Source organism: Streptomyces sp. NPDC007917 (genome assembly GCF_042959105.1).
Lineage (GTDB): Bacteria > Actinomycetota > Actinomycetes > Streptomycetales > Streptomycetaceae > Streptomyces.
Genome location: NZ_JBIBKK010000007.1, coordinates 200,912 through 226,531 on the forward strand (window position 1 = coordinate 200,912; position 25,620 = coordinate 226,531).

General features: G+C 71.2%; 26 protein-coding genes. 11 read left to right on the plus strand and 15 right to left on the minus strand.

The features are described 5' to 3' along the window. Nucleotide 1: 1 nt before the first annotated feature. From ACFZDL_RS16025 to ACFZDL_RS16045, 5 genes are all read right to left on the minus strand, one after another. Nucleotides 2-1,039 (minus strand): methionine synthase, encoded by a 1,038-nt coding sequence (locus ACFZDL_RS16025; RefSeq protein ID WP_353595627.1) that lies wholly within the window; start codon nucleotides 1,037-1,039, stop codon nucleotides 2-4. Then, on the minus strand, nucleotides 1,036-2,496 hold the full coding sequence (locus ACFZDL_RS16030; RefSeq protein ID WP_353595628.1) for an MFS transporter: 1,461 nt from the start codon (nucleotides 2,494-2,496) through the stop codon (nucleotides 1,036-1,038). The genes ACFZDL_RS16025 and ACFZDL_RS16030 overlap by 4 nt, the downstream gene beginning before the upstream one ends. 139 nt (nucleotides 2,497-2,635) lie before the next feature. Beyond that, nucleotides 2,636-3,091, minus strand: a complete 456-nt coding sequence (locus ACFZDL_RS16035; protein WP_353595629.1) for a MarR family transcriptional regulator — start codon at nucleotides 3,089-3,091, stop codon at nucleotides 2,636-2,638. A 110-nt stretch (nucleotides 3,092-3,201) separates the two neighbouring features. Continuing rightward, entirely contained in the window at nucleotides 3,202-3,891 is a 690-nt protein-coding gene (locus ACFZDL_RS16040) for an SDR family oxidoreductase (protein ID WP_353595630.1), read from the minus strand. A gap of 138 nt (nucleotides 3,892-4,029) precedes the next feature. Further along, nucleotides 4,030-6,960, minus strand: a complete 2,931-nt coding sequence (locus ACFZDL_RS16045) for a BTAD domain-containing putative transcriptional regulator (protein WP_353595631.1) — start codon at nucleotides 6,958-6,960, stop codon at nucleotides 4,030-4,032. A 256-nt stretch (nucleotides 6,961-7,216) separates the two neighbouring features. On the opposite strand from ACFZDL_RS16045, the gene ACFZDL_RS16050 reads away from it, so the two are divergent. Beyond that, complete coding sequence (locus tag ACFZDL_RS16050; protein WP_353595632.1) at nucleotides 7,217-7,342, plus strand: hypothetical protein; 126 nt, start codon at nucleotides 7,217-7,219, stop codon at nucleotides 7,340-7,342. 54 nt (nucleotides 7,343-7,396) lie between these two features. Here ACFZDL_RS16050 and ACFZDL_RS16055 read toward each other — a convergent pair whose 3' ends face one another. Both ACFZDL_RS16055 and ACFZDL_RS16060 read right to left on the minus strand, forming a co-directional pair. Then, nucleotides 7,397-7,921, minus strand: a complete 525-nt coding sequence (locus tag ACFZDL_RS16055; protein WP_353595633.1) for a TIGR00730 family Rossman fold protein — start codon at nucleotides 7,919-7,921, stop codon at nucleotides 7,397-7,399. 68 nt (nucleotides 7,922-7,989) lie between these two features. Then, nucleotides 7,990-8,451 (minus strand): ATP-binding protein, encoded by a 462-nt coding sequence (locus ACFZDL_RS16060; protein ID WP_353595634.1) that lies wholly within the window; start codon nucleotides 8,449-8,451, stop codon nucleotides 7,990-7,992. Between the two features lie 159 nt (nucleotides 8,452-8,610). On the opposite strand from ACFZDL_RS16060, the gene ACFZDL_RS16065 reads away from it, so the two are divergent. The 6 genes from ACFZDL_RS16065 to ACFZDL_RS16090 all read left to right on the plus strand — a co-directional run bounded on the left by ACFZDL_RS16065 (nucleotide 8,611) and on the right by ACFZDL_RS16090 (nucleotide 13,584). After that, on the plus strand, nucleotides 8,611-9,465 hold the full coding sequence (locus ACFZDL_RS16065; RefSeq protein ID WP_353595635.1) for a helix-turn-helix transcriptional regulator: 855 nt from the start codon (nucleotides 8,611-8,613) through the stop codon (nucleotides 9,463-9,465). Between the two features lie 12 nt (nucleotides 9,466-9,477). Further along, nucleotides 9,478-9,678 (plus strand): DUF397 domain-containing protein, encoded by a 201-nt coding sequence (locus ACFZDL_RS16070; protein ID WP_353595636.1) that lies wholly within the window; start codon nucleotides 9,478-9,480, stop codon nucleotides 9,676-9,678. A 9-nt stretch (nucleotides 9,679-9,687) separates the two neighbouring features. Then, on the plus strand, nucleotides 9,688-10,221 hold the full coding sequence (locus ACFZDL_RS16075; RefSeq protein WP_391191275.1) for a Uma2 family endonuclease: 534 nt from the start codon (nucleotides 9,688-9,690) through the stop codon (nucleotides 10,219-10,221). A gap of 13 nt (nucleotides 10,222-10,234) precedes the next feature. After that, entirely contained in the window at nucleotides 10,235-10,438 is a 204-nt protein-coding gene (locus ACFZDL_RS16080) for a DUF397 domain-containing protein (RefSeq protein WP_353595638.1), read from the plus strand. 321 nt (nucleotides 10,439-10,759) lie between these two features. Then, on the plus strand, nucleotides 10,760-11,005 hold the full coding sequence (locus tag ACFZDL_RS16085) for a hypothetical protein (RefSeq protein ID WP_353595639.1): 246 nt from the start codon (nucleotides 10,760-10,762) through the stop codon (nucleotides 11,003-11,005). Between the two features lie 323 nt (nucleotides 11,006-11,328). Further along, nucleotides 11,329-13,584: an N-acetylmuramoyl-L-alanine amidase gene (locus ACFZDL_RS16090; protein WP_353595640.1), complete on the plus strand. Its 2,256-nt coding sequence runs from the start codon at nucleotides 11,329-11,331 to the stop codon at nucleotides 13,582-13,584. 9 nt (nucleotides 13,585-13,593) lie between these two features. Here ACFZDL_RS16090 and ACFZDL_RS16095 read toward each other — a convergent pair whose 3' ends face one another. Then, nucleotides 13,594-14,214 carry a hypothetical protein gene (locus tag ACFZDL_RS16095; RefSeq protein WP_353595641.1) on the minus strand — a complete coding sequence of 207 codons (621 nt, stop codon included), beginning with the start codon at nucleotides 14,212-14,214 and terminating at the stop codon, nucleotides 13,594-13,596. Nucleotides 14,215-14,295: 81 nt separating this feature from the next. Between ACFZDL_RS16095 and ACFZDL_RS16100 the strand changes: the two genes are divergently transcribed. Next, complete coding sequence (locus tag ACFZDL_RS16100) at nucleotides 14,296-14,964, plus strand: phosphotransferase (RefSeq protein WP_353595642.1); 669 nt, start codon at nucleotides 14,296-14,298, stop codon at nucleotides 14,962-14,964. Nucleotides 14,965-15,193: 229 nt separating this feature from the next. Here the strand turns inward: ACFZDL_RS16100 and ACFZDL_RS16105 are convergent, their stop codons facing one another. From ACFZDL_RS16105 to ACFZDL_RS16115, 3 genes are all read right to left on the minus strand, one after another. Next, a complete protein-coding gene (locus ACFZDL_RS16105; protein ID WP_353595643.1) occupies nucleotides 15,194-16,615 on the minus strand; it encodes a non-reducing end alpha-L-arabinofuranosidase family hydrolase in 1,422 nt (473 codons plus the stop codon). 686 nt (nucleotides 16,616-17,301) lie between these two features. Further along, nucleotides 17,302-18,474, minus strand: a complete 1,173-nt coding sequence (mnmA, locus tag ACFZDL_RS16110) for a tRNA 2-thiouridine(34) synthase MnmA (protein WP_353595644.1) — start codon at nucleotides 18,472-18,474, stop codon at nucleotides 17,302-17,304. Nucleotides 18,475-18,547: 73 nt separating this feature from the next. After that, nucleotides 18,548-19,450: a TIGR03619 family F420-dependent LLM class oxidoreductase gene (locus ACFZDL_RS16115; RefSeq protein ID WP_353595645.1), complete on the minus strand. Its 903-nt coding sequence runs from the start codon at nucleotides 19,448-19,450 to the stop codon at nucleotides 18,548-18,550. 155 nt (nucleotides 19,451-19,605) lie between these two features. Here ACFZDL_RS16115 and ACFZDL_RS16120 point away from each other — a divergent pair, with 155 nt between their 5' ends. Further along, nucleotides 19,606-20,337 (plus strand): peptidoglycan recognition family protein, encoded by a 732-nt coding sequence (locus tag ACFZDL_RS16120; RefSeq protein ID WP_353595646.1) that lies wholly within the window; start codon nucleotides 19,606-19,608, stop codon nucleotides 20,335-20,337. Nucleotides 20,338-20,355: 18 nt separating this feature from the next. Here ACFZDL_RS16120 and ACFZDL_RS16125 read toward each other — a convergent pair whose 3' ends face one another. Continuing rightward, a complete protein-coding gene (locus ACFZDL_RS16125; RefSeq protein WP_353595647.1) occupies nucleotides 20,356-20,841 on the minus strand; it encodes a hypothetical protein in 486 nt (161 codons plus the stop codon). Between the two features lie 198 nt (nucleotides 20,842-21,039). Further along, a complete protein-coding gene (locus tag ACFZDL_RS16130) occupies nucleotides 21,040-22,209 on the minus strand; it encodes a cysteine desulfurase family protein (RefSeq protein WP_353595648.1) in 1,170 nt (389 codons plus the stop codon). Nucleotides 22,210-22,363: 154 nt separating this feature from the next. On the opposite strand from ACFZDL_RS16130, the gene ACFZDL_RS16135 reads away from it, so the two are divergent. Together ACFZDL_RS16135 and ACFZDL_RS16140 are read left to right on the plus strand one after the other, a co-directional pair. After that, nucleotides 22,364-22,843, plus strand: coding sequence for a carboxymuconolactone decarboxylase family protein (locus ACFZDL_RS16135; protein ID WP_353595649.1), 480 nt, complete (start codon nucleotides 22,364-22,366; stop codon nucleotides 22,841-22,843). Between the two features lie 47 nt (nucleotides 22,844-22,890). Beyond that, complete coding sequence (locus tag ACFZDL_RS16140) at nucleotides 22,891-23,742, plus strand: alpha/beta hydrolase (RefSeq protein WP_353595650.1); 852 nt, start codon at nucleotides 22,891-22,893, stop codon at nucleotides 23,740-23,742. Nucleotides 23,743-23,818: 76 nt separating this feature from the next. On the opposite strand, the gene ACFZDL_RS16145 is transcribed toward ACFZDL_RS16140, so the two are convergent. Both ACFZDL_RS16145 and ACFZDL_RS16150 read right to left on the minus strand, forming a co-directional pair. After that, nucleotides 23,819-24,739 carry an SRPBCC family protein gene (locus ACFZDL_RS16145; protein ID WP_353595651.1) on the minus strand — a complete coding sequence of 307 codons (921 nt, stop codon included), beginning with the start codon at nucleotides 24,737-24,739 and terminating at the stop codon, nucleotides 23,819-23,821. A 146-nt stretch (nucleotides 24,740-24,885) separates the two neighbouring features. Beyond that, entirely contained in the window at nucleotides 24,886-25,545 is a 660-nt protein-coding gene (locus ACFZDL_RS16150; protein WP_353595652.1) for a trimeric intracellular cation channel family protein, read from the minus strand. Nucleotides 25,546-25,620: the final 75 nt, after the last annotated feature.

Sequence of the window (25,620 nt, forward strand, 5' to 3'; positions counted from 1 at the left end):
GTCACTCAGGGTTGTCCGCGAGGGATCTCGCCGCCCGGACGCAGTGGGCCAGCGCGGCGCGCGCGTACCCGGGCGAGGCACCCGCGAGGCCGCACGCGGGGGTGACCACCACGGACTCGGCGAGAATCCCCGGTGACAGCCCCAGCCTGCGCCACAGCGTCCTGACACCCATGACGCTACCGGCAGGGTCCGACAACACGGCATCGGTGCCCGGCACCGCGCCGACGAACAGCGAGGTGCCGCCTTCGACAGCCTCCCCGATCGCCTCCTCCTCACGCTCCGTGAGCAGGGAGAAGTCGAACGACACCCCCGCGGCCCCGGCCCGCCGCAGCAGTCCGAAGGGCACGCTCGGCGCGCACGAGTGGACGACCACCGGACCGTCCGCGACCGCGATCACATCCCGCAGCGCGCCCTCCAGCACGCCCCGGTCCACCGCGGCGTAGGTGCGGTAGCCGCTGGCCGAGCGGACCCGCCCGCGCGCCACCGCCACCAGGGACGGCTCGTCGAGCTGCAGCACCACCTCGGCCCCGGGGACCCGGCGCCGCACCTCCTCCAGATGGGCGCGCAGCCCCTCCGCGAGCGAGGCGGCCAGGTCCCGGCAGGCGCCCGGGTCGCTCAGCGCGGCCTCTCCGCCCCGCAGTTCGAGCCCGGCGGCCAGGGTCCAGGGCCCGACGGCCGACACCTTGAGCGCGCCCCGGTAGCCCTGGGTGAACTCCTCCAGGGCGTCCAGGTCCTCCCGCAGCCAGGAGCGCGCCCGCCGGGTGTCGCGGCCGGGGCGGTCGCTGATCCGCCAGCCGCTCGGCTCCACATGCGCGTACACCTCGACCAGCATTCCGGCGGTCCGCCCGATCATGTCCGCGCCGGGCCCGCGCGCGGGCAGCTCCGGCAGGTACGGCAGCGTCTCCAGCGACCCGGTGACGGTCTTGGCGGCCTCCCGCGCGTCGCCGCCGGGCATCGACCCGACGCCGGTCGCGGCCCCGGCACCCCAGCTCGGCCCGGTGGTGGTGTTCGCGTCGTCCGCGGTGTTCTTCTCGCTCACCCCCGAAGGGTACGAGCCGCGGGGCCGGCGGCGTGAACCGCTCCGTCGGCCCGCGGCGCCCGCAGGCCGAACCAGGCCAGGGCGGCGGCGGCCGCGTACGCCCCGCCGGCCAGCGCGAAGCAGGCCGCGGTGCCCGCGTACCAGCCGCCCGCGCCCGCGAGCACCGCTCCCATGACGGCGATGCCCACCAGCGTGCCGATCTGCCGGTTCGCGTTGAGCGTGGCCGAGGCGATGTTCGCGTGCTCGCGTCCGGCGGCGTCCATGAGGGCGCCGGTCATCGCCGGGGAGGCGACGCCGAGACCGGTGTTGAAGGCGCCCAGGATCACGGCGAGCGCCCAGTAGGGCAGCCCCGGCGAGAGGACGACCGCGAGGGTGATCGTCCCAGCCGCCGTGTACAGCAGCGACCCGGCGAGCGCGGCCCGGTTGCCCACCCGGTGCCCCACCTTGGCGTACAGGACATTGCCGAGCAGGAAGACCATCTGAGTGGGGAGCAGTTGCAGACCCGCCTCCATGGGGCTCGCGCCGCGCGCGTTCTGCAGGAAGAGCCCGAGCACGAACATCGCGCCGTAGCAGCCGAGGTTGAACAGGAAGCCGACGGCGTTGGCGGTCGAGAAGCGCGGGTTGGCGAAGAGCTCGCCGGGCAGCACCCGGGCCGTCGTCCCGGCGGCCCGCTCCCGTACCGCGAAGGCGGCCCCGGCCAGCAGTGCGACCGCGAACGCGGCGAGCACCGGCGCCGCGCCCCACCCCGCCTCCGGCCCCTGGATGAGGGCGTACGCGAGCGCCGCGAGCGCGACCAGACCGAGCGCGTGCCCGGCACCGCCCAGCGGCACGGCGCGGCCGGGCAGCGGGGCGACGTGGCGGCGGGCGAGCACCAGGGCGGCGAGCCCGACGGGCAGGTTGACCAGGAAGATGCTGCGCCAGCCGAGGCCCCCGACCAGCAGCCCGCCGACCGCGGGCCCCACGCCGGCCGCCGTCGAGACGATCGCGGACCAGATGCCCAGGACCCGGGTGCGCTCCGGGCCGCCCGGGAAGGCGTTCATGAGGAGGGTGAGCGAGCTCGGCATGAACAGCGCGGCCCCGGCCCCCTGCGCCAGCCGCCCGGCCACCAGCACCCCGGCGACCGGGGCCACCGCGCACACCAGGGAGGCCGCGGTGAACAGCCCGAGCCCCGCCAGATAGATCCGCCGCGCCCCGAAGCGGCCCGCCAGCGACCCGGCGAGCAGCAGCAGGGACGCGAAGACGAGGACATAGCCGTCGACGACCCAGGTGAGGCCGGAGAGGGTCAGATCCAGGCCGGACCGCAGCTGGGGCCCCGCGACGTTGATGATCGTCACGTCCAGGGTGGCCATCACGAACCCGAGGGCCAGCGCGAGGAGTTGCGCCCCCTGCCGCTTACGTCCCGCGCTTCGCGCCGCGTCCCCTTGCCCCTGCCGGGCTCTCTCCGTACGAGTGATCATGCCCAGGAACTTATAGCTGTATCTATTTCATCGACAATAGATACAGCTATAACTTTACTGATCGCATACGAAAGCCCCCGGGACCCGCACCGCTCGGGTTCTCGCGGCGCTCCCGGGGGCTCCGGCACGCCTCCCCCGCCTACCCCGCCCGGTCCAGCGCCTTCAGCAGCTGCGTCCGCAGCTCATGACGCCCCTCGTCGGTCAGGTGGTCCAGCGGTGAGTCCTTCCCCATCCGCCGCAGCAGATCCAGCCGCAGCTCCCGCCCCGCGTCGGTCAGGACCAGCTGCTTGGCCCGGCGGTCCCTGGGGTGCGGCCGCCGTACGACCAGCCCCTGCTTCTCCATCTTGTCCATCACATACGTCACGTTCGGCGGCTCACAGCACAGCACCGCGGCCAGCTCCCGCGCCGTCTTCGGCTCCCCCAGCTCCTCCAGGGCCTTCGCCTGGGTGGGGGTGAGGTCGAGCTCGGCGATCCGGCTGCGCCGGTGCGCGTCCATCCGGCGGGACAGCTCGGTGACGAGCCCCCGGATCTCCCTGACCCCGCACCCCGCCTGCTCCGCGGTCGCTGTCGCTGTCGCTTCGGCTTCGCTGCTCACCTCGTCAGCGTACGTCGGCGCGAGCGGTTCGCCGCCGACGCGACGGGGCTCCCCCCGCGCGGCCGTCAGGCCAGCGGCCGTCACGCCAGCGGCCGTCACGCCAGCGGCCGTCACGCAAGCGGCCGCACCGACAGATCGGTGATCTCCGCGTCGCGCGGCAGGTCGAGGGCGGTGAGGACCGTGGTCGCGACGGACCCGGTCGTCATCCAGCGCTCCGGGTCGTACTCCTTGCCCTCCTGCTGATGCACCTTGAGCTGCATCGGCGTGGCCGTACGCCCCGGATAGACGGTGGTCACCCGCACCCCGTGGCCGCTCTCCTCCCAGCGCAGCGCGTCCGCGAGCGCCTTGAGCCCGTGCTTGCTCGCCGCGTACGCGCCCCACTGGGCGCTGGCCCGCAGCCCGGCGCCGGAGTTGACGAAGACCACATGCCCCTGGGCCACCCGCAGCTGCGGCAGCACCAGCCGGGTCAGCTCGGCGGGCGAGACCAGGTTGACGGCGAGCTGGCGGGTCCACGCCTTGGGGGTCAGCTCACCGACCTCGCCGAGGTCCACCACGCCGGCGATGTGCAGCAGCGAGTCGAGCCGATCGGGCAGCGCCTGGTGCCCCAGCGCCCAGGACAGCTTGTCCGGGTCCGCCAGGTCACCGACGACCGTACGGACCCCGGGGAAGCGCCCCTCCAACTCTCGCGCCCGCCCGGCGTCGCGGGCCAGCAGCCACAGTTCCTCGCCCCGCTCGGCCAGCCGCTCGGTGACGGCCTCGCCGATGCCCGAGCCTGCTCCAGTGATCAGATGCGTTCCCATGCCCCCAGCATGCCGCACCGGTCCGGAGCCCCGGGACGAGGCGGCGCGACGCCGCAGGGCGCCGCCCCGGCGCGGTGACCCGCGGCCAGGAGCGGGGACCGCTCGGTCAGCAGGCCGCCACCGTCGAACGATGTGGCGTCAGGGCAGCCGGTTGGGCCCGGGTGACGCGTCCAGCCGGGCCTGGATGTGCTGGGCCTTTACGTCGCGGCGCTGGGCGCGGTACAGGTCGAGGGCCAGCAGCCGGTTCTCCCGAGCCTCCTCGGCCCGGCCCAGGGCCTGCTGGGCGTCGGCGATGCGGGCGAGGGTGTCGGCCTCGTCGTACGCGTTGCCCGCCTCGCGGAACAGCTCCAGGGCCGCGCCGTAATGGTCGAGCGCCTGGTCGTGGCAGCCGGTGTGGTGGGCGATGTAACCGAGGCTGTCGAGCGTCGAGGCCTCGGCGCCGCGGCCGGCCTCGGCGCGGAACAGCGCCAGGGCCCGCTCGCAGTGGTCGCGGGCCTCCTCGAAGCGGCCCAGCTGGGCGTGGCACCAGCCGACCGCGTTGAGCTGACCGGCCTGCCAGACCGGATTGCCGAGCCCTTCGTACAGACGCAGGGCCTGACACGCGTGGCTCAGCGCGGCCTCTTTGTCGCCCTGTTGCTCCCAAACCCATCCGAGCGTGCGATGTGTATGGGCCTGGCCGGGGACATCGTCGGCCTCTTCGTACACCGCCAGAGCGCGGCCGAGGTGGTCCAGGGCCTCGGCACCCCGTCCCAGGTGGGAGGCGGCCTGGCCCAGACGCCAGTGGGCGAGCGCCCGCGCGGGCGGATGGCCCTGCCGCTCGGCGGCGGTGAGCCCCGCCCGCCAGACCCTGACGTGGTCCCGGAAGTGGGCGCCGCGCCAGTGGTAGGAGATCAGCGTCCAGGCCAGCTGCCAGACCGCGATGTGCCGTTCCTGCTTCAGGGCCAGCCGCTGGGCGGCGAGGACGCAGGCGTGTTCCGCCTCGAACCATCCCAGGGCCGCGCTGGGGTCCTCGAGACGGTCCGGGACGCAGCCGGGCGCGGGCGGGTCCAGCTCGGGCCGGAACGGTGTGTTCGGCCCGTCCACCAGCCGGTTGGCGGCGAAGGCGGTGTGCAGATAGAAGTCGACCAGCCGCCGCAGCGCGTCCGCGCCGCGGCGGCTCTCCCCGGCCGGCCCGCCCTCGGCGGCCCGGCCGCACTCGGCCGCGTAGAGCCGGACCAGATCGTGCATCCGGTAGCGGGCCGGGGCATGCCGCTGGACCAGGTACGCGGCCTCCAACTCGCCGAGCAGTACGCGGGTACGGGGCCCGTCCAGCCCGGCGAGACTGGCCGCGGCGGACAGGCCGATGTCGGGGCCCGGCGCCAGGCCCAGCAGCCCGAACAGCTCGGCCGCCGGGCCGGAGAGGGCACGGTGCGAGGCAGCGAAGACGGCCCGCAGACTGGCCGTCAGATCGCCGGTGTCCAGCGCGTCCAGCCTGGTCGCCGCCTCCCGCAGCTCCTCGGCGAGCACGGCGAGGGGCAGCTCGGGGTGGGTGGCGGCGCGCGCGGCCACGATCCCCAGGGCCAGCGGAAGGCCCGCGCAGTGCCCCAACAGCGCCTCCACCGCGTCCGGTTCGGCCTCGACCCGCCCAACTCCCAGATGCCGCACCAGCAGCTCGCGCGCCTCGCCCGGCCCGAAGACATCGAGCGGCAGCGGCAGCGCGCCGTGCGTGGTCACCAGGGAGGTGAGTCTGGACCGGCTGGTCACCAGCACGGTGCAGCCGGGGCTGCCGGGCAGCAGCGGCCGCACCTGCCCGGCGTCGCGGGCGTCGTCCAGCACGACCAGCACCCGCCGGCCCGCCAGCAGGCTGCGGTACAGCGCGGTCTGCGCGTCCAGGTCCACGGGGATGCTGTCGGGCGCGACGCCGAGGGCGTCCAGGAACCCCCGGACCGCGACCGGCGGCGGCACCGGTTCCGCCGCCGCGTCGAAGCCGCGCAGATTGACGTACAGCTGCCCGTCGGGGAACCGCGCCATGTTCTCGTGGGCCCAGCGGACCGCCAGCCAGGTCTTGCCGACCCCGCCGATCCCGCCGATCGCCGAGATCACGACCGTCTCGCCGCCCTCCTCGGCCCGTATGTCGCACACCTCGCTCAGCCGCAGCAGCTCCCGCGCGCGGCCGGTGAAGGCGGGCGGGGGCGCGGGGAGCTGACGGGGTACGGGGATGCGCGGCGGGGCGGAGGGGGGCGCGGGGGGCTGCGGGTGCGCAGAGGACGCAGGGGAAGCAGAGGCAGGGACCTCAGGGGACGCAAGGGACGCAGGGGAAACAGAGGGTGCAGGGGACTCAGGAGCCCCAGGGGACGCAAGGGGTAAAGGCGGGGCGAGCGCGGGGTCCGCCTCCAGAATCCGCTGATGCAGTTGCTCCAGTGGCCGGCTCGGGCCGATGCCCAGCTCGTCGACCAGCCGGTGCCGCGTGCGCCGGAAGTGCTCCAGCGCCTCGGCCGGCCGGCCGCACCGGTACAGCGCGAGCATCAGCTGCCCCGCCAGCCGCTCGTCCAGCGGACGCTCTCCGGCCCGGGTGAACAGCCCGGCCAGCAGCTCCCCGTGGCGCCCGCGGCGCAGCCCCGCGTCATTGCGATCCAGCTCGGCCGCGATCCGCTCCTGAGCAAGGGTCTCGCGCAGCGCGTTGAACCAGGGCGTGTCCACCGCCCCGAAGGCGTCCCCCCGCCACAGCCCGAGCGCCCGCTCCAGCAGCTCCTCGGCGCGTACGTCGTCGGCCGCGCCGCGGGCCTCGCCGACCAGCTGGCGGAAGCGGTGCAGGTCGATGGCCGCCGTTTCCGCCGCCATGACGTAACCCCCCGGCTCCTTCCCGATCCCCACCCCGGCTTCGGACAGAGCGTTCCTCAGCCGCGACAGATAGCTGTAGAGCGTCGTACGGAATCGCCGCGGCGGCCGCTCCCCCCAGACCCGGTCCCCGAGCTGATCAACAGAGACCGAACGGTTGACGTCGACGAGCAGCGCCGCCAGAACGGACCGCTGCCGCACGGGCCCGAGGTCCAGCGGCCGATCGTCGACCCAGGCCTCTACGCCGCCCAATAACCCGAACCTGACCGCCATTTCGCCCCCACCCCTGGAAACAGCCTGCCCTGTGACGGTCCATCCGACCAGCAGATTCAAGGTCTGCACAAGGTTTGCGCAATACCGGTTCGAAAGGCTGTCCACGCGGCGCCCAGTCGGGGGGTGGGTGCCGCCATGCCGCCCCGCCCGCGCGCCCACCCCGACGCGCGGCGCGCGGCGTGCTCCCCCGGCCGGCGGAACCGCCCCGGCGGATGCCGAACCGACGCGTAACGGTGTGGACCGGCGCGCGGACCCGCCGAATTCCCAGCCCGAAGACCTCAGCTACGACGGCGACCGGGACGGCATCTGGGCACTCGGCGAGCACCCGCGCAAGCGCCATGTGTACGTGGTGGGCCGCTGAGCCTCGACACACTGGAGGCGCGGCTCCGCCCCGGCGGAGCCACGCCCGCAGCTCTCACTGCTCCAGATGCGCCAGCACGTCCGCGCCGCTCTCCGCGAAAATGACCAGCTCGCTCAGCGGCACCGGCAGGAAGCCCTCTTCCTCCATCCGCTGGAACTGCTGCTTCAGACCGTCGTAGAAGCCCGCCGTGTTAAGCAGCACCACCGGCTTGATGTGCAGACCGTGCTTCTTCAGCTCCAGGATCTCGGTGGCCTCGTCCAGCGTCCCCGTGCCGCCCACCATGATCACCACCGCGTCCGCCCGCGCGAGCAGCTGCGCCTTCCGCTCGGCGAGATCCTTGGCGATCACCATCTCGTCGGCGTTCTCCCTGGCCTTCGCGGCCAGGAACTCCACCGATATCCCGACGAGCCGCCCGCCGTTCTCCTGCACCCCGTCCGCCATCACCTTCATCAGCCCGACGTCCGACCCGCCCCACACGAGCGTGTGCCCGCGCTTGCCGATCAGCTCGGCGAACTCGCGGGCGGGGGCGGTGTAGCGGTCGTCCAGGTCGGCGGCGGAACAGAAGACGCAGATATTCATGCCCGCCACTGTACGGCCCGGGTCCGACAGCACCCCTGATCCGCGCCCTACGGACTGTATGCGTCCGGTTACGCGGCGAGCGCCGCCACGGGCGTCGGCGGCGGCCCGCTCCAGCCCAGCTCGAACCACACCGTCTTCCCACCGACCCCGAACGGCTCCTCCCCCATGGCACAGCCGCCCCACCGATCGGCGAGGAGGTCGAGGATGAACAGCCCCCGACCGCTGTCGAGCTCGGTGCAAGGCTTGAACGGTTCCGGGAGCTCGGGGTTGGTGTCGGTGACGCTGACCCGCAGCACGGGGTGTGTCCACAGCAGCCGTACGGACGCGCAGTCGTCCGAGTAGCGGACGGAGTTGGTCGCCAGCTCTGAGGTGAGCAGCGAGGCCAACTCGACCAGTTCGCACAGCCCGTGAGCCGTCAGTACGGCGCGCAGGGTGGCCCGGACGACGCCCGGGCCGCGGGGGTCTCGGGGGAAGCGGAGTTCGTACTCCCAGGGCTCGGTGAACAGCAGCGGTGGTGGTTGCGGGGTCACGGGGCACCTCCGGTGGGCGTTGTGTTCGCGGTCACAAGCTAGAGCACTTTGAGTAACTTGTGAGTCACTGAAACACGAACGAGTGAAACAAAACTCGACTCAGTAGACGCTCACTTACCCCCCTGCCAGACTGCCTGGACGGGTAGCAAGAGAGGACTCATGGCACCAAGAAGCGCCCCTACAGGCCGCCAGCGCCGCCTCGCCGTGGAACTACGGCGCATGCGCGAGCAAGCCGGGGTTTCCATCCAGCAGGCGGCCACGATGCTGGGCGCCGACCGAACGATGATCTCCAACGTCGAGGCCGCCCGGACGAGGCTGAGCCAAGAGCGCGTCCGTCAGCTTGCATGCAATTACGGATGCACGGACGAGCCGCTGATCAACGCGCTGGCCTCTATGACGGGCAGTCGCCGGAGCCGGGACTGGTGGGTGGAGTACAGAGGCAAGCTGCCGGACGGCTTTCTGGACATCTCTGAGATCGAGCACCACGCCACGCGGATCCGCACGGCGCAGACCGTGCACCTGCCTGGACTGCTGCAAACCGAAGAACACGCCCGCGCGCTCTTCGAGCTAGTGGTTCCGAAACTGCCGCGCCTGGAAGTCGAACTGCGCGTGGCGCACCGCCTGGCACGCCAGAACATCCTCGCCCGGGCACAGCCGACCCCCTACGTCGGCATCATTCACGAAGCAGCACTGCGTATGCAGTTCGGCGGCCGTGATGTGGCCCGGCAGCAGCTTGCATACCTGGCCGACGCAGCCGACCGCGACAACGTCACCCTGCTCGTCATCCCGTTCAGCGCGGAAAGCTTCCACGGCGCCGGTCAGTCGATCTTGTACGCGGAGGGATCCGTACCGCAGCTCGACACCGTGCAGTTGGACACAGCCCACGGTCCCCATTTCGCCGATGCCCCCACCCCCCTCGCCAACTATCGTGTTCTGCTGGACCTGATGGAAGACTCAGCGCTCCCACCTGACGAGTCTCAAAAGCTCATCCGGTCCATCGCTCGCGATATGTGAGAGGAACCATCGGTGCACGAGTCCACCTGGCAGCGGTCATCGTTCTGCGGCGGCGGCGGGAACAACTGCATGGAGGTCGCAGCCGACGGCAGCCGCATAGCCATACGCGAAAGCGCCGAGCCCAACGCCGTCCTGACCACCGACCGCACCGCGCTGCGCGCCTTCGTCCTCGGCGTGAAGGACGGACACTTCGACCAGCTCCTGAACCGATAGCGCGGCCAGTTGACCCTGGAAATGCGTCGCTTCGAGCAGTTCGACGCGGCGTTCCCGGACTACCACGCCGAGATGATCGACGGAGAGGTCTGCCTCAGTACCTCGGTCGCCAGCGCCCACGGACAGATGGTCGTGTCCGTCGCAGCACAGTTCATGTCTGAGCGGTGCGTCATGACCAAGGTGGATACCGTCTACGAAGGGTGGCGGGGCCGGACAATCCTCCGGCCGGACATCTCCGTGGCCGACTCTTCCTGCCGTGGCACGCGGCTCGGGAAATTCCCCGCTGATGAGGTCACCCTCGTAGCGGAGATCGTCTCGGACTCCAACCCCGAGAACGACACCGAGAAGAAGGTCCGGAAGTACGCCTTGGCAGGGATCCCGTACTACCTCATCGTCAATGCCATCGTCGGCAAGTGCCTGCTGTACTCGCTCCCCAGCGGGGAGCACTACCGCGCGTCGCTGGAGACCGATTTCGGCGAGCCCGTGCCGATCGGTGAGCCGATCGGCACCACCCTCGACACCTCGGCGCTCTACACCTACTGAGGAGCCCGCACGAATGGACCAGCACACCTGGCAGCGATCATCGTTCTGTAGCGGCGGCGGCAACAACTGCATGGAGGTCGCAGCCGACGGCAGCCGCATAGCCATACGCGAAAGCGCCGAGCCCAACGCCGTCCTGACCACCGACCGCACCGCGCTGCGCGCCTTCGTCCTCGGCGTGAAGGACGGACACTTCGACCGACTGCTGAGCCGCCGGTAGCCGACGTGACGGGCCCGGCCGGCCCCAGGCGAGGTCGGCAGGGACCGGTGCGGGAACCTTCGGGCCGTCAAGAACGTTCAATGCAACGGGACATGGCTCCGCCGTGCGCCCCAACCCCCTGCCGACGCGGTGGGGGGCCTTGATGCCGATGCCGGATTTGCCGTCAGGAGGGAGGTCGCCATGAGAGGGCCTTGATAATCCCCCAGCGCACTCATGTGACGCACACCAGGATTCACCTGCGGGTAATTCGCGATACCCCGCTATCTCTGTATCGCCAGAAATTGGAGGAAATCATGCCGAGACTATCAAGGAGTAGAAATCATGAGTACATCCGGCTCAGAACTTAAGCATTCCATCTTTCGCTCGCTTACCTGGCACCTCGTCACCGCTTTCGCAATTTCCATGATCACCGCTTTGATCGCCGGTTACATAACCCTCGCAACAGGCGCCGGGGTCATGGAATCCCTTGAGAATATTTGTGGAACATTCCTTCAAGTGGCCACCCTATGCATCGCGGTTCTAGTCATCATTTGGACCGTGAAGGTGGCAGTGATTCTGAAATCGTAAATACAGCAATTGCGACCATGGGCCCCGGTGCGGACGCGCACCGGGGCCCCTCGCATGGCACGACCCGGGCCCGACTCATACCGATGAGTGACGCGCATCACCCAGGTGACCCGGCAAAGTGACCTTCCAGCCCCATAAGCTGCCCAATGCAGTTACCGGAACAACTCAATCCGCTTCCCCCCACACGCGGCAGCGGTCACGACGACCGTTCGCGCCCGATCAGATACCTGGCCCGCCCCCGCGCGGGCCACCGGACCGCCCGGACAACCGTGGGCTGGGAGAGAACGTTGAGATCTCGACGCATATGGGGAACGGCTGCCGCGGTGACAGTCGGCCTGGCGGGGGTGCTCGTCTTCGAAGGGCTGGCCGGCGGCTCGACGGACACCGGAAGGGCAGCGGCTTCCGGGCCGGTCAAGGCCGCTGTCCACGTCATCGCCCTGAAGCCTGGCGCAGACGGGAAGGTGACGCTCGGACATCGTTCCACCGAACCCTTCAGCCTGCTCGGAGTGAGCTGGACGAACCCCAAGGCCAAGGCGCCCGCCAAGGTCGAAGCGCGCACCCGTGACGCGAAGTCCGGTACGTGGTCGCAGTGGTTCACCTTGGGAAACAACGACGCCCGGGGGGACGTCCCGGCGAAGGGCGAGCGGGGGGCGACCGAGCCCTACTGGGTCGGGCCTTCCAGCGGCGTCCAGTTGCGCGTCCTGGCGGGCAGCAAGACCTCGGCCGCCCTGCCGCACGGCCTGCGCCTCGATCTGGTGGACCCCGGAAAGGCCGCCACCGTCGCCCCCGCCCCGGCCGCGTACGCTCTCGATGATCCCTCCGCCTCCGCCTCGGACAGCGCGACACCGGCCGATACGCCGACCGGCACGCCCACGGACGCGGCGACCGAGACACCCACTCCCAGCGACACCTCCTCCACCACGGCGACGGACTCCCCCTCGCCGAGCGACACGCCGACCCAGGCCACGACCAGCGATACCCCGTCCGCCTCGCCGAGCGACACGGCAACGACCTCACCCTCGCCGAGCGCCTCACCCACCAGCGGGCCGCCCTCCACCGTGCCCGAGCCGCCGATCGTCTCGCGCGCCGAATGGGGCGCCGACACCACGGGCATCACACCGGAAGACCCTCCGACGTACAACACGGACGTCAAATCGGTCTTCGTCCACCACACGGACGGGACCAATGACTACAGCTGCGCGGACTCCGCATCAATTGTGCGTGGCATTTACATCTACCACGTCAAGACCAACGGCTGGAATGACATCGGGTACAACTTCCTGGTCGACAAATGCGGCACCATCTTCGAAGGCCGCGCAGGCGGCGTCGATATGCCGGTACTCGGCGCGCACACCTACGGCTGGAACCGCGAGAGCGCCGGCATCGCCGTCCTGGGCAATTACACCTCCACCGGCGCGTCCACGGACGCACTGACGTCGATCGCCCGTCTGGCCGGATGGAAGCTCGGTCAGTACGGCGCCGACCCCGCCAGCACCGTCCAGCTCACCGCTGGGGCGACCCAGAAGAACTACTTCGGCACCAGCTACACGGCCGACACGAAGTACACCTTCAACCGGATCTCCGGACACCGCGACGGCTACAACACCGAGTGCCCCGGCAACTCGCTGTACGCCCAGCTGCCCACCATCCGCAGCTGGGCATCCGGCCCCGTCGCCGGTTTGAAGATCACCTCGGTGTCCGGGGCCGGCCTGTACAACTCGGCCTACTACACCAAGGCCGGCCTCACCGTTCACTGGTCGGCCACCACTCCGCCAGCCCTGATCAAGAGGTACGAGCTGCTGGTTGACGGCAACGTCGTCGCCACCACTTCCGGCACCAGCGCCTCCGCGTCGACCACCCTGGCGCTGGGCACGCACAAGGTCGCGGTACGGGCCGTGCACCAGTCGGGGAAGACGGCGACCACCGCCGCCTCCACCGTCATCGCCGAGACCACCGCCCCCACCTTCGCCACGACACCGAAGCTCACCCTGCGGACCGGCACGGTCAACACCACCGCCGTCCCGGTCCGCCTGGACTGGAAGGCAACCGACGACGCCGCCCTGCGGGAGGTCAAGCTGCTCTCCCCGACCACCGCGACGTTCGGCCCGACGACCACCACGTCCAACCGCACGGCCACGTCCGGCACCGCCTCCACCTGGTCCATGCGCGCCTACGACTACGCGGGCAACTACCGCACCTCCTCGCCCTCCTACACGCCCGTCATCCTCCAGGAGTCCTCGGCGGTGAAGTCCGGTAGCTGGACGACCAGATCCTCCACCAGCTACCTGGGCGGCAAGTCGTATGCGAGCGGCAGCAAGGGCGCCGGCCTGACCTGGACCTTCACCGGCCGTTCCGCGGCCTGGGTGGTCTCCCGGGCCTCGACCTCCGGCCAGGCGTACATCTATGTGGACGGCACCAAGGCCGCCACCGTCGACCTGCGCTCCTCCTCGACGATGTACCGCAACGCCATCTGGACGAAGTCCTGGTCCACCAGCGCCAAGCACACCGTCAAGATCGTCGTCGTCGGCACCAGCGGCCGGCCGACCATCACCTCCGACGGCCTGGTCTACATCAAGTAACCGGGAAGCTCAGTGGGCGAAGGGCGGCTCGAAGCAGCCGCTCTCCGGGTACGGACCGTTCGTCTTCACCTCGTAGTTGGTCTTCTGCACGAAGGCCGTGACGCAGGCGTCGTCATGGACGCGCAGGCCGACTCGGGCGCCCTCGGGCGTCACGTAGTGGTCGGTCTCGAAGCGTGGTTCCATCCCTCTCACGCTGAGCGTCCCGCCGAGCCGCTTGCCCCCGGCCCCGGTCCGCTCCTCCTCGTACCCGAGCTCCAGCATCGCCGCGCGCACGCTCTTGACGTCCCACTTCTTCTCTTTCCACAGCCGCCTGAGCACGGGCTCGATGCGGGCGGCTTCCTTCCGGGCGTCCTCCGCGCTGTCGACGGACATCTCGCCGGGGCGGCGGCCGGCGTTGTTCTCGTTGTAGTGGGGGGCGCCATCGCCCGCTCCGGGCTCCACGTAGGGGGTGGTGCCGGGAGAACTCGGGCCGGAACTCGGGCTGGAACTCGGGGGCGGGGGCGGGGCCGGGGCACCGGCCGCCGGGTCCGTGCCGCGCTGTTCGCCGCAGGCGGTCAGGGATATGGCGGCCCCCAGGAGGAGAGCGACCGCGGCGAGGTGTCTTCGCCGCTCACGCGTCGAGGTCAGCATGGTCATGACTCTGCCACGGCAGCGGGACGGTGGCCCCGGATTTGGGTGGCGGCATACCGGCCCATGACTGATCATCGAGGGATGCGTCCGCTGAAGCACGGCTACACCAACCGCACCCTCGGCGACGGAGCCGTCGTGAAGAAGACCTACGAAGGTCCGGACGCCGAGCTCAGGCTCGACCGTGAGCGCACACTGTTGACCCGGCTCCGGGGCCGGCTCCCCGTGCCGCCCGTACACGAGGCGGGCAACGGCACCCTCACGCTCGGCTTCATGCCCGGCGCGCCCGGCCAGGAACTGCTGGACGCCGGACACGCCGTGGAGGTCCTGGAGGCATGCGGGGAGTTGCTGCGCCGCATCCATGAGGCGGGCGCCCGCGACGAGGGCGAGGTGGACGAAGGCAAGGTGCTGGTGCACGGCGACTACGGGCCCAACAACGTGCTGCTCGACCCCGTCACCTTCCAGGTCACCGCCGTGGTCGACTGGGAGTTCGCCCACCTCGGGGACCCCGTCGAGGACCTGGCCTGGTGCGAGTGGATCGTACGGACGCACCACCCAGGGCACCGCCACGCCCTCGACGGCTTCTTCCGCGCCTACGGCGGGGACGCGGTGCCGCCCTGGCCGGTCCGCCGGGCCGCCATGCTGGCCAGATGCGCGTCCCTGCGGGAGTTCTGCCACCGTTGGGAGCCGAACGGTCCGGCCGTGACGCTGTGGCGGGAGCGCGCGATCGCGACGGCGGGGTGGCAGGAGTAGCCCCGGGAACACGAGAGCACAGGTGTGGGCCACCTGGAATCTCCGGTGGCGTCAGCGGGCTTCGGTCCGCACCCACGAGGAAAGTCCACGAAAGAGAGGAACCCCGGCCGAGGCGCGGCTGGGGTTCCTCAAGGCGGTGAGTATCGGTCAGCGGGTGAAGTCGCCCACGCCGTAGACCGCTCTTCTACGCGTCGGCGGACCGCACCACATGGCGATCACCGTGGGCTGGTCAGCGTTGCAGGGTCAGCACGGCCGGCCGCCAGGGCAGCTCGTTGTAGGGCATGCCCGGGGTGACGGCGGCGGGGTTCAGGCCCTGGTAGAGGAACTGCAGGTTGCAGGGGTCGATGGTCTTGGTCTGGTCGGGGTTGGTGCGGACCAGGTCACCGTGGCTGATGTCGTTGGTCCAGGTGGCACCGCTGTTGGCCTTGCCCGCGAAGGGGTTGGACTCGGTGGCGGCCTGCGGGGTCCACGGACCGTTCAGGCTGGAGGCGGTGAACGAGCGGAAGAAGCGCCCGTTGGCACCCATTGCCTCGACGATCATGAGGTACTGGTTCTGGCCCTGGACCTTGTAGACCTCCGGTGCCTCGAACAGATTGGCCGTCGTGTCGGTCATGATCGTCTTGTACGAGGAGCCGAAGCTGCCCGGGAAGTCCCCGATCGGCATGCTCGCCTGGTAGATGTTGCCGTTGTCGCCGGCGAAGAACATGTACATGGTCTTGTCGTCGGCGATCAGGGTCTGGTCGAGCGGGCCGCTGCCCGGGATGCTGCCGGTGAACAGCGGCTGCGGGGAGGACCAGCCGTTGGGGTTGGTGGGGTCGCTGGAGGTGCGATAGATGAAGGGCGAGGCACCCCACTGGGAGGCCAGCACCCAGATGTTCTTGGGCGCGAAGTAGATCAGCGTGGGCGCCACCGCGGCCTGGCTCATCCCGGTCTGGCCGGTCGACGCCATGTCCGACCAGTTCGTGAAGGGGCTGAACGCCATCGAGCCGTACGACGTCCCCCCTGACACGTTCGAGCCGTAGACCAGGTGCTTGCCGTTGTACACCACGTTGGTGAAGTCCTTCAGCGAGTTCCACCCGTTCGCCGGCTGCGCCAACGAGCCCGTCGAGGACCACCGGTACGTCGACGGAAGGGAACACGTGCCGCCCCCTCCGGACAGGCCGGTCCACTTCTGGTTGCTGGTGCCGCTGCACGGCCAGAGCTGCACCGCCGTGCCGTTGGCCGTAGCGCCGCCCGACACGTCCAGGCACAGCCCGGACTCCACGGCGACGACCGTGCCGTCGGAGTTCACCCGCCACTGCTGGTTCGTACCGCCGTTACAGGCCCAGATCACCGGCCGGGTACCGGCCGTGTTGGCGTGGCCCGGGACGTCCAGGCACTTGTTGCCGTATACGGTCAGCTGGTTGCTGTCCGTCAGCGTCCACTGCTGATTGGCCCCGCCGATGCAGTCCCAGATCTGCACGTTCGTGCCCTCGGTCTGGCTGGCACCCGGCACATCGAGACACCGGCCGGAACCGACACCGCGCAAGGCGCCGCTGGTGGCCGCCTGAGCCGGACTGGCGACGAGCATCGCCGCCAACGAGATCAGGGCCGTAACCGTAGCGGCGAGCACCACGGACATACGTCTGCGGCTGAAACTCAATCTGCGCATGGGGACCTCATGCTCCCTTGAGTGAGCGGGTTTCCGGCCGGCCCCGTCAGAGGCTCTCCGGACTGTCGATGTGGTGCGGTGCGCGGCGGTCCGTGGGCACCGGGCCAGAGACCGGGGGCCCGCGCGGGGCGCTGCGGATGCGGATCCCCGGCTGCCGCCGTCGTACCGGATCAGTGCCGGTGCTCAGCCACCCGCGCCCTCAGGGCGTCGCCGGTACGGACCGCGGACCTGGTGCCGGCCGCCGGCCGGGGACTCGTCGGCGATCGAACCGGTGACCACAGCGAAGACCGGGCGGAGAGGAGGCTCCGCAGAGAGCCAGGACATGGAAGACCACTCTCCTCGCGTGAGGGGGCAAGGCAGCAATGCGCGCCTTGGCGAAGAACTGGGCGGTGCTGGATCCGACCGTCGGCCGGCCGTCCTCGTGCGTCCTCAAAAATGCCGTACGTAAAGGAAAGTTTCTCGTGATGTGCCAGAAACATAAACTGCATCAGGTGGCACTCGCCGTCAAGACGCGGAGCCTGATCGGGCGTGCCAGGCAGCCCAGTTGTCCCGATTTTCACGGCACGGAACCGCATCCGGGGGCTGTTGGGACACGGCGGATCGCACGCAACCACCCCGCCGGGGTCATCCCCCTGCTCCGGGCTCGGACTGAGCGTTGTCCAACCTCTGCTTGACGTCGCCAGGCGTCAGCTCGCCGACGTGGCCCGCTCCGCCCGCTCCGTCGTCGCGATCGTCGCCGAGCCCACGACCCGCGTCCCGTCGTACAGCACGATCGCCTGGCCCGGGGCCACGCCACGGACCGGTTCGGCGAAGGTCACGCGCAGTGCGCCGCCGCCGTCGCCGTCACCGTCGACGGGTGCGGCCGTCACCTCGGTTTCGCCGCCGTGGGCGCGCAGTTGGGCGGTGTAGGTGGCGGGGGCGGTGGGTGGGGTGCCGCACCAGCGGGGGGTGATGGCGGTGAGGGAGGTGATGTCCAGGGCTTCGGCGGGGCCGACGGTGACGGTGTTGTTCACCGGGGAGATGTCCAGGACGTAGCGCGGCTTGCCGTCGGGGGCGGGGTGGCCGATGCGCAGGCCCTTGCGCTGGCCGATGGTGAAGCCGTACGCGCCCTCGTGGGTGCCGAGCTTGCGGCCGTCCTCGTCGACGATGTCGCCCTCGGCCGTGCCGAGGTGCTTGGCCAGGAAGCCCTGGGTGTCGCCGTCGGCGATGAAGCAGATGTCGTGGCTGTCGGGCTTCTTGGCGACGGCCAGGCCGCGCCGCTCGGCCTCGGCGCGGATCTCGTCCTTGGTGGTGAGGGTGTCGCCGAGCGGGAACATGGCGTGGGCCAGCTGGCGCTCGTCGAGGACGCCGAGGACGTACGACTGGTCCTTGGCCATGTCGGAGGCGCGGTGCAGCTCGCGGGTGCCGTCCTCGCGGTGGACGACGGTGGCGTAGTGGCCGGTGCAGACGGCGTCGAAGCCGAGGGCCAGGGCCTTGTCGAGGAGCGCCGCGAACTTGATCTTCTCGTTGCAGCGCAGACAGGGGTTGGGGGTGCGCCCGGCCTCGTACTCGGAGATGAAGTTGTCCACCACGTCCTCGCGGAAGCGCTCGGCGAGGTCCCATACGTAGAACGGGATGCCGATGATGTCCGCGGCGCGGCGGGCGTCGCGCGAGTCCTCGATGGTGCAGCAGCCGCGGGCGCCGGTGCGGAAGGACTGCGGGTTGGCGGAGAGGGCGAGGTGGACGCCGGTCACGTCATGGCCCGCCTCGGCCGCGCGCGCGGCCGCGACCGCGGAGTCCACGCCGCCGGACATGGCGGCGAGGACGCGCAGGCGACGGCCGTCGCGGGGACCTGTGGGCGCACCGGGGAAGTCATTCATAGCCCCTCCAGGGTAGGCCCTGGGGGTGGGCGGTCGGCTCCCCGGCTGATCGTTACGGAGAGTAGTAGAGCAGTCAGGCGGCGCTTGCGCCCTCCAGGATGCGCTGCGCCAGGTCCAGGGCCTGGTCCACGTCCTTGGCCAGATAGATCAGGTCCACGAAGGCGTGGTCCACGCCCGCCTCCGCCTCCGCCCGGGACAGCACCGTCGTCACGTCCCGGACCGTGGCCTCGGACGAAGGGTTGACCCGCAGGATCGCGTCCAGCGCGGCGGGGTCCCGGCCCTCGCGCTCGGCCGCCTCCCGGATGGTGGCCATGGGACCGATGACGGCGGCTTGGGCGTCGAACGGTACGGGCGGGACGGCGATCGGCAGCCAGCCGTCGGCGCGGCGGGCCACCCGGCGCAGGGCGGTGGGGGCCCAGCCTCCCAGGTAGACGGGCGGGTGGGGGCGGGTGGCCGGCTTGAGGTCGATGTACGAGGCGGGCACGGTCCAGTGTTCGCCGCGGTATTCGACGGGGTTGGTGGTCCACCAGGCCGTCAGGGCGTCGAGGATTTCGTCGAGGCGGCGGCCGCGCTCGGCCATCGGGACGTTCACGGCCTCGTACTCCTCCGGGGACCAGCCGGTGCCGAGCCCGACCAGCAGCCGCCCCGCGCTCATCGCGTCGATGGTGGTGAGGGAGCGGGCCAGCACGGCCGGCGGGTACCAGGGGGCGTTGATGACGTTGCTGCCCAGCTGGACCCGTTCGGTGACGGCGGCGGCGGTGGCCAGCGTGGCGAAGGGGTCCAGGGCGGTGCGGAATTCCGGCGGGATCGTATCGGCGCCCGCGTATCCGACGGTCGGATGGACCGGGTCGAGCAGCCGGTCGCCGACCCACAGGCTCGCCGCGCCGAGTTCCTCGGCCTGCCGCGCGAACCGCGCCACCTCCTCCGGGCGCTGCGCCAGAGCGCCGAACTGGGGCAGCGAGAACCCAATGCGCATGCTGTTCACTCCTCGTCGAGTCACTGTCGAGTCACTAGATGGTCCAACTTTCATCTACCTGGGGATAGAGCGGTCTGTCCCTCGGCGTTCGGTTTGCGCCATGATCCGACAACCGCCGTGGAACCGGGCGCGCCACGCCGCCCGTTGACAGTTCCATGAGCGAGACCACGGACGCCGCCGCCCCGGACCGCGCGGGCTCCGGCAAGGACGGCGGCGGCCAGGGGCCGCCCGGCGACGGCGTGCCCGGCGGCCGGCGGCGCCTCGGGAGACGGGCGCTGCTGATCGGCGGGGTCGCCGCCGGGCTGGCCGGGGTCGGCTATGCGGCGCGGGGCGAGCTGGAGCGGCTGTGGTGGCGGCTGCCCGGCGTGGACCAGCCGCGCGAGGAGGGCGCGGTCGACTATCCGGGGGCGCAGTGGGTCCCGGCCTCGCCGCTGAACTGGCGGCGGGCGGACCGGCCGTACGACTACACGGTCGACCGGGTGGTGATCCATGTCGTCCAGGGGAGCTACTACGACGCGCTGGAGGCGTTCCGGGACCCGAGCCACGGCGCCGCGGCTCACTATGTGGTGCGCCGCGACGGGCGTATCGCGCAGACGGTCCGCGAGTTGGACGTCGCCTTCCACGCGGGAAACCGCCCGTACAACGAGCGCAGCGTAGGCATCGAGCACGAGGGGTTCGTGGACCGGGCGAGCTCCTTCACGGACCCGATGTACCAGGCCTCGGCGCGGCTGACGGCCAGGATCTGCCGGCGGTACGGATTCCCGGCGGACCGCGACCACATCGTCAACCACTCCGAGGTGCCGGGCACCGACCACACCGACCCCGGGCCGCACTGGGACTGGGACCGCTATCTACGGCTGGTGCGCGCGGCCCTGGCCGACCGGTGAGCCATGGTCTCGCGGAGTTCATGGGAGCCAGATGTGGCCGTTGTGCATGAAATCGAGCTCGCGCGGCGTCGTCACCGGCCAGCCGTTCTCGTCTTTCATCCCGGGAGCGAAGTAGCTGCCGTATGCGTTATAGACGCCGGACGCCCGATTCCAGGGGCTGCGCACTTCGTGCCAGACGGAGTCCTTGGAGACGTCGACGGTCGCCGCCGTGGCGCTCTGGTCCTCGCCGCCGGTCACGAAGGTCGTGAGGTTCACCGGGGCCGGGGTTCCCTCTTCCCGCCGTATCCGGATAACCGAGGCGACCTTGTACCCCTGGTCGTCCTTCTGGATGTCGTAGCAGGCCGCGACCTCGACCTCGCCGCCCTGGACACCGAACCAGGTGTGTCCGCCCACCCAGCAGTTCTGAATGCCGGTTACGGGTTCGTATTCCAAATTGGCCGGTGTGGCCTGCGCCGTCGCACTCGTTCCTATGAGAGCCGTCGCGGCAATTGCGGCGGCGGCCATGCTCCGTCTCACCGAAAATCTCATCATCGAGCCTCCTCGGAAGGGGGTTGCATTCCGGGGAGAGACTAACCGCCGGGGAAGGATTCTCAGCCGGGTCGGAAAAATATCCCGATTCAGCTCGGGGCATTTTTCGCCACGGTGAATTCCGCCATTGGTCCAGCCTTTGGCTGTGCTTATCCTCGTGCGGCCGATCGCGCCCTAGCTCAGGCCCGCGCCGCGCGCCCGCTCCACCACCGGGCCGATCGCGTCCGCCACCGCCTCCACATCCGCCTTGGTGGACGTATGGCCGAGCGAGAAGCGCAGCGTGCCGCGCGCCAGGTCGGGGTCGGTGCCGGTGGCCAGGACGACATGGCTGGGCTGGGCCACGCCCGCGGTGCAGGCCGAGCCGGTCGAGCACTCGATGCCCCGCGCGTCCAGCAGCAGGAGCAGCGAGTCGCCCTCGCAGCCGGGGAAGGAGAAGTGCGCGTTGGCGGGGAGGCGGCCGGCCGGGTCCGGGTCACCGCCCAGGATCGCGTCGGGGACGGCGGCCCGGACGGCGCCGATCAGCGCGTCGCGCAGCGCGCCGATCTCGCGCGCGAACTCCTCGCGGTGCTCGGCGGCATGGGCGGCCGCGACCGCGAAGGCCGCGATGGCGGGGGTGTCGAGCGTGCCGGAGCGCACCTGGCGCTCCTGGCCGCCGCCGTGCAGCAGCGGCGCCGGGGTCCACTCACGGCCGAGGAGCAGCGCGCCGATGCCGTACGGCCCGCCTATCTTGTGGCCGCTGACCGTCATCGCGGCCACGCCCGAGGCGGCGAAGTCGAGGTCGAGCTGGCCGAAGGCCTGGACCGCGTCGGCATGCAGCGGAATCCCGAACTCCGCCGCCACGGCGGCCAGTTCCGGCACCGGCATGACGGTGCCGATCTCGTTGTTGGCCCACATCACGGTCGCGAGCGCGACATCGGAGGGGTCGCGGGCGATCGCCTCCCGCAGCGCGTCGGGGTGGACCCGCCCGTACGCGTCGACGGGCAGCCACTCGACCCGCGCGCCCTCGTGCTCGGCGAGCCAGTCGACGGCGTCGAGGACCGCGTGGTGCTCGACGGGGCTGGCGAGCAGGCGGGTGCGGGCGGGGTCGGCGTCCCTGCGGGACCAGTAGAGTCCCTTGACCGCGAGGTTGTCGGCCTCGGTCCCGCCCGAGGTGAAGACGACTTCACTTGGACGCGCGCCCAGCGAGGCCGCGAGCGATTCGCGGGACTCCTCGACGGTACGGCGCGCCCGGCGGCCGGCGGCGTGCAGCGAGGAGGCGTTGCCGGTGACGGCGAGCTGGGCGGTCATCGCCTGCACCGCCTCCGGAAGCATCGGGGTGGTGGCGGCGTGGTCGAGGTAAACCATGGTGGGCTCGATTCTACGAGCCGCAGCGGGGGCGCGTGCCGGGCGCACGGGGAGCCCGGCACCCGCGCCCTGCCCGGCCGCTGCCGCACCCTGCTCGCCCCCGCCTGGCCGGCCGCTTGCCTTCGAGTGTGCTCCAACTCCTACCGTTCAGGACATGAGCAACGCGAACGACAAGATCAAGCAGGAGCGGTTCGAGTACGGCATGGAGGTGCTCAGCCGGATCGACGGCGAGGTCGGGGAGCGAGTGGTCGAATCGCTGGCCGACGTCTCCCCCGAGCTCGGCCACCAGGTCGCCGCCTGGGCCTTCGGCGACATGTACGCGCGCCCCGAGCTGGCCCCCCGGGACCGACAGCTGGTCACCCTCGGCATACTCACCGGTCTCGGCGGCTGCGAGCCGCAGCTCGAGGTGCACATCAACGCCGCGCTGAACGTGGGGCTCACCCCCACCGAGATCTCGGAAGCGCTGCTGCACGCGGCCGTCTACTGCGGCATACCCAAGGCGCTCAACGCCACCTTCGTCGCCAAGAAGGTCTTCGGCGAGCGCGGGCTGCTGCCCGTCCCCGGCGCGGAAGCCGTCACCGAGACCACAGACGAAGCCGCAGCCGAAGCCGCCGGGACCCCGCAGAACGGCTGACGAAAGAGCCTCGACAGAAACTGTCATGAGCAACTAGCGTTTTGCTCATGACAGACGACTGGGCAGACTGGACACTGGACCGCACCCACCGCAGCTCCTCCGGCGAGGTCCGCTGGGCCGTGCTCGGCGACCCGGACCGCCCGCCGGTCGTCCTCCTCCACGGCACGCCCTTCTCCTCGTACGTCTGGCGGTCCGTCGCCCGCGCGCTCGCCGACCGCCACCGGGTCTACGTCTGGGACATGCCCGGCTACGGCGCCTCGGAGAAGCGCGCGGGCCAGGACGTCTCCCTGGCCGCCCAGGCCCGGGTCTTCACCGAACTGCTCGACCACTGGGGTCTGGCCGGGGACCGGCGGGCGCCGGCCGTCGTCGCCCATGACTTCGGCGGCTGCGTCGCCCTGCGCGCCCATCTGCTGCACGGGGCGCGCTACCGCCGGCTGGCCCTGGCCGACCCGGTGGCCCTGGCCCCCTGGGGCTCACCCACCTACCGGCTGCTCGGCGAGCACGCCGAGGTCTTCGAGCGGCTGCCGCCGGGGCTGCACCGGGCTCTGGTGCGCGAGTACGTCGCCTCGGCGAGCGGTCCCGGGCTGCATCCGGCGGTCCTGGACCGGCTCGTCGCACCGTGGTGCGACGGCGAGGGGCAGGCCGCGCTGTACCGGCAGATGGCGCAGAACGACCAGCGCTTCACCGATGAGATCCAGGGCCGGTACGGCGAGCTGGAGCTGCCCGTCCTGGTCTGCTGGGGCTCCGCGGACTCCTGGATTCCGCCGGAGCGGGGGCGGGAGCTGGCGGCCCTGATCCCCGGTGCGCGACTGCGGCTGTTCGAGGGTGCGGGCCATCTCGTCCAGGAGGACGCCCCGGCCGAACTCACGGCGGCCCTGCTGGGCTTTCTCGGCGAGTAGGCGAGTAGACGAGAAGGCGCGTCGGCGTCGCGGCAGCGCGTCGCGTCGCGGCAGCGCGCCGCCGGGGCGCTCAGCCTCAGCCCCGCATGTGCAGCAGCTTCGTGGCCAGCAGCGCGATGTGCTTGCGCCACTCGGCCAGCGCCGCCTCCCGCTCCTCGTCGGCCCCGGCCGGGCCGGTCTGGGTGAGGATCAGGCGGGCGCCGTGGCCGGTGCCGACGGTCAGCTGCCATCGGACCCGGCCGACCGGTCGGCCGCCGAGGAGCCAGTCGTAGGCGAGCTCGCGGGGCGCGGTCACCTCCGCGACCGGGCCGGGCGGGACCGCGTCCGTACGGAACCCGATCGGCACCGCGCCGCCGACCACCGGCCCCTCCGCGCCGGCCGGCCCGGTCAGCGCCTGCCACACCGTCTCGGCCGGACGGACCAGCTGCCGCTCGAACCGCAGCCGCCAGCCGTCCTCGGTGGTCTCGACGACCCCCTCGGCCAGTCCGAACGCCTCGACGTAGCGCTCGTGCAGCTCGGCCATGTCCGCCGTGACCCCGGCCTGCTCGCCGGCCTGGTCGCCGGTCTCGCCGCCTGTCCCGCCGCCTGCCTCGCCGTTCAGCAGGGTGGCCAGCGCCGAGACGCAGGTGTGCCAGCCGGAGGCGAAACTGGCCGCGCCGAAGCGGTCGCGGAAGGTGTGGGTGAGGGTCAGCGCGCAGCCGTCGGCCTCAGGGCGCAGCTCCCAGCGGAGCTGGTCGTCGCCCCAGGTGAAGGCGAACACGCGCGGCGGGTCGAGCTCCGTGACGGTCCCGTGGGTGTCCGGTACGTCGGACCCGGGGAAGACGAAGTCGATCCGCCCGCCGGCCCTCGGCTCCAGCCGGACCTCGGCGGGGAACCAGTGGGCCATCAGGGCGGGCTCGGTCAGGGCCCGCCAGACCTCCTCCGGCGGATGGGCGATCCGCCGCTCCAGGCGCAGGGCGGAGCGGCCGCCCTCGGTCGAGCTCAAGGTGTCCTTCACCGCGCTTCTCCCCTTTTTTTCAGGGCTCGGGTCTCTCCGGCCACCGCGGGGAGGTGCCCCCGCCAGGACGGCAGCGGCCCCGATAGTCGCCATACAACCACGGTGAACGCCGCCGGGGCCGACCGCTCCCTGACCGGCCCGCTCGGTCAGACCTCTTCGGCCGCCGTGCTGCGCCGGTTCCATGCGCGCGGCGCGCGCCATCCGAAACGCATCGCCATCAGCCGGACCGCGAACGCCACGGCGGCCGCGAGGGCGCTGGTGCCCCCGGTGAGCGCGTCGTAGTGGAGGAGGAGCGCCGCGATCGTCGCGCCCACCATGGCCGGGACCGCGTACAGATCGCGGTCCCAGCGCAGCAGCGAGGGCACCTCGTGGGCGAGGAGGTCGCGCAGCACCCCGCCGCCGATCGCCGTGGTCATGCCGAGGACGGCGCAGAAGGTGAGGCCGAGCCCGTGGTCGTACGCCTTCATGGTGCCGGTGACGCAGAACAGTCCGAGCCCGGCCGCGTCGAAGACGCCCACCGCCACGGTGATCCGCTCCACCTCGGGGTGCAGGAAGAAGACGATGGTGGTGGCGATGAGCGGGGTGAGGAAGTAGCCGAGGTCGGTGAAGGCGGCCGGCGGCGCGGCGCCGATGACCAGATCACGGAACACCCCGCCGCCCAGCGCGGTGACCTCCGCGAGCACCGCCATGCCGAAGACGTCGAAGTTCTTGCGCACGCCGAGCAGCGCGCCGGATATCGCGAAGACGAAGATTCCGGCGAGCTCGAGCGAGTGCTGCACGGAGGGGCTGAACAGATCGATGAACACCCGACATTTTTACTCATCGGGTGTTCCCGTCCTCGGGCCGCTCCCCCTGACCGCTCGACGACCGCTCCCCGGGCC

Bases quoted from the DNA above. Each gene is read 5' to 3' on its own strand.
- ACFZDL_RS16030 (WP_353595628.1), bottom strand. From the start codon at position 2,496: ATGATCACTCGTACGGAGAGAGCCCGGCAGGGGCAAGGGGACGCGGCG.
- ACFZDL_RS16040 (WP_353595630.1), bottom strand. From the start codon at position 3,891: ATGGGAACGCATCTGATCACTGGAGCAGGCTCGGGCATCGGCGAGGCC.
- ACFZDL_RS16055 (WP_353595633.1), bottom strand. From the start codon at position 7,921: ATGAATATCTGCGTCTTCTGTTCCGCCGCCGACCTGGACGACCGCTAC.
- ACFZDL_RS16065 (WP_353595635.1), top strand. From the start codon at position 8,611: ATGGCACCAAGAAGCGCCCCTACAGGCCGCCAGCGCCGCCTCGCCGTG.
- ACFZDL_RS16080 (WP_353595638.1), top strand. From the start codon at position 10,235: ATGGACCAGCACACCTGGCAGCGATCATCGTTCTGTAGCGGCGGCGGC.
- ACFZDL_RS16085 (WP_353595639.1), top strand. From the start codon at position 10,760: ATGAGTACATCCGGCTCAGAACTTAAGCATTCCATCTTTCGCTCGCTT.
- ACFZDL_RS16095 (WP_353595641.1), bottom strand. From the start codon at position 14,214: ATGCTGACCTCGACGCGTGAGCGGCGAAGACACCTCGCCGCGGTCGCT.
- ACFZDL_RS16100 (WP_353595642.1), top strand. From the start codon at position 14,296: ATGCGTCCGCTGAAGCACGGCTACACCAACCGCACCCTCGGCGACGGA.
- ACFZDL_RS16105 (WP_353595643.1), bottom strand. From the start codon at position 16,615: ATGCGCAGATTGAGTTTCAGCCGCAGACGTATGTCCGTGGTGCTCGCC.
- mnmA (WP_353595644.1), bottom strand. From the start codon at position 18,474: ATGAATGACTTCCCCGGTGCGCCCACAGGTCCCCGCGACGGCCGTCGC.
- ACFZDL_RS16115 (WP_353595645.1), bottom strand. From the start codon at position 19,450: ATGCGCATTGGGTTCTCGCTGCCCCAGTTCGGCGCTCTGGCGCAGCGC.
- ACFZDL_RS16120 (WP_353595646.1), top strand. From the start codon at position 19,606: ATGAGCGAGACCACGGACGCCGCCGCCCCGGACCGCGCGGGCTCCGGC.
- ACFZDL_RS16125 (WP_353595647.1), bottom strand. From the start codon at position 20,841: ATGGCCGCCGCCGCAATTGCCGCGACGGCTCTCATAGGAACGAGTGCG.
- ACFZDL_RS16130 (WP_353595648.1), bottom strand. From the start codon at position 22,209: ATGGTTTACCTCGACCACGCCGCCACCACCCCGATGCTTCCGGAGGCG.
- ACFZDL_RS16135 (WP_353595649.1), top strand. From the start codon at position 22,364: ATGAGCAACGCGAACGACAAGATCAAGCAGGAGCGGTTCGAGTACGGC.
- ACFZDL_RS16140 (WP_353595650.1), top strand. From the start codon at position 22,891: ATGACAGACGACTGGGCAGACTGGACACTGGACCGCACCCACCGCAGC.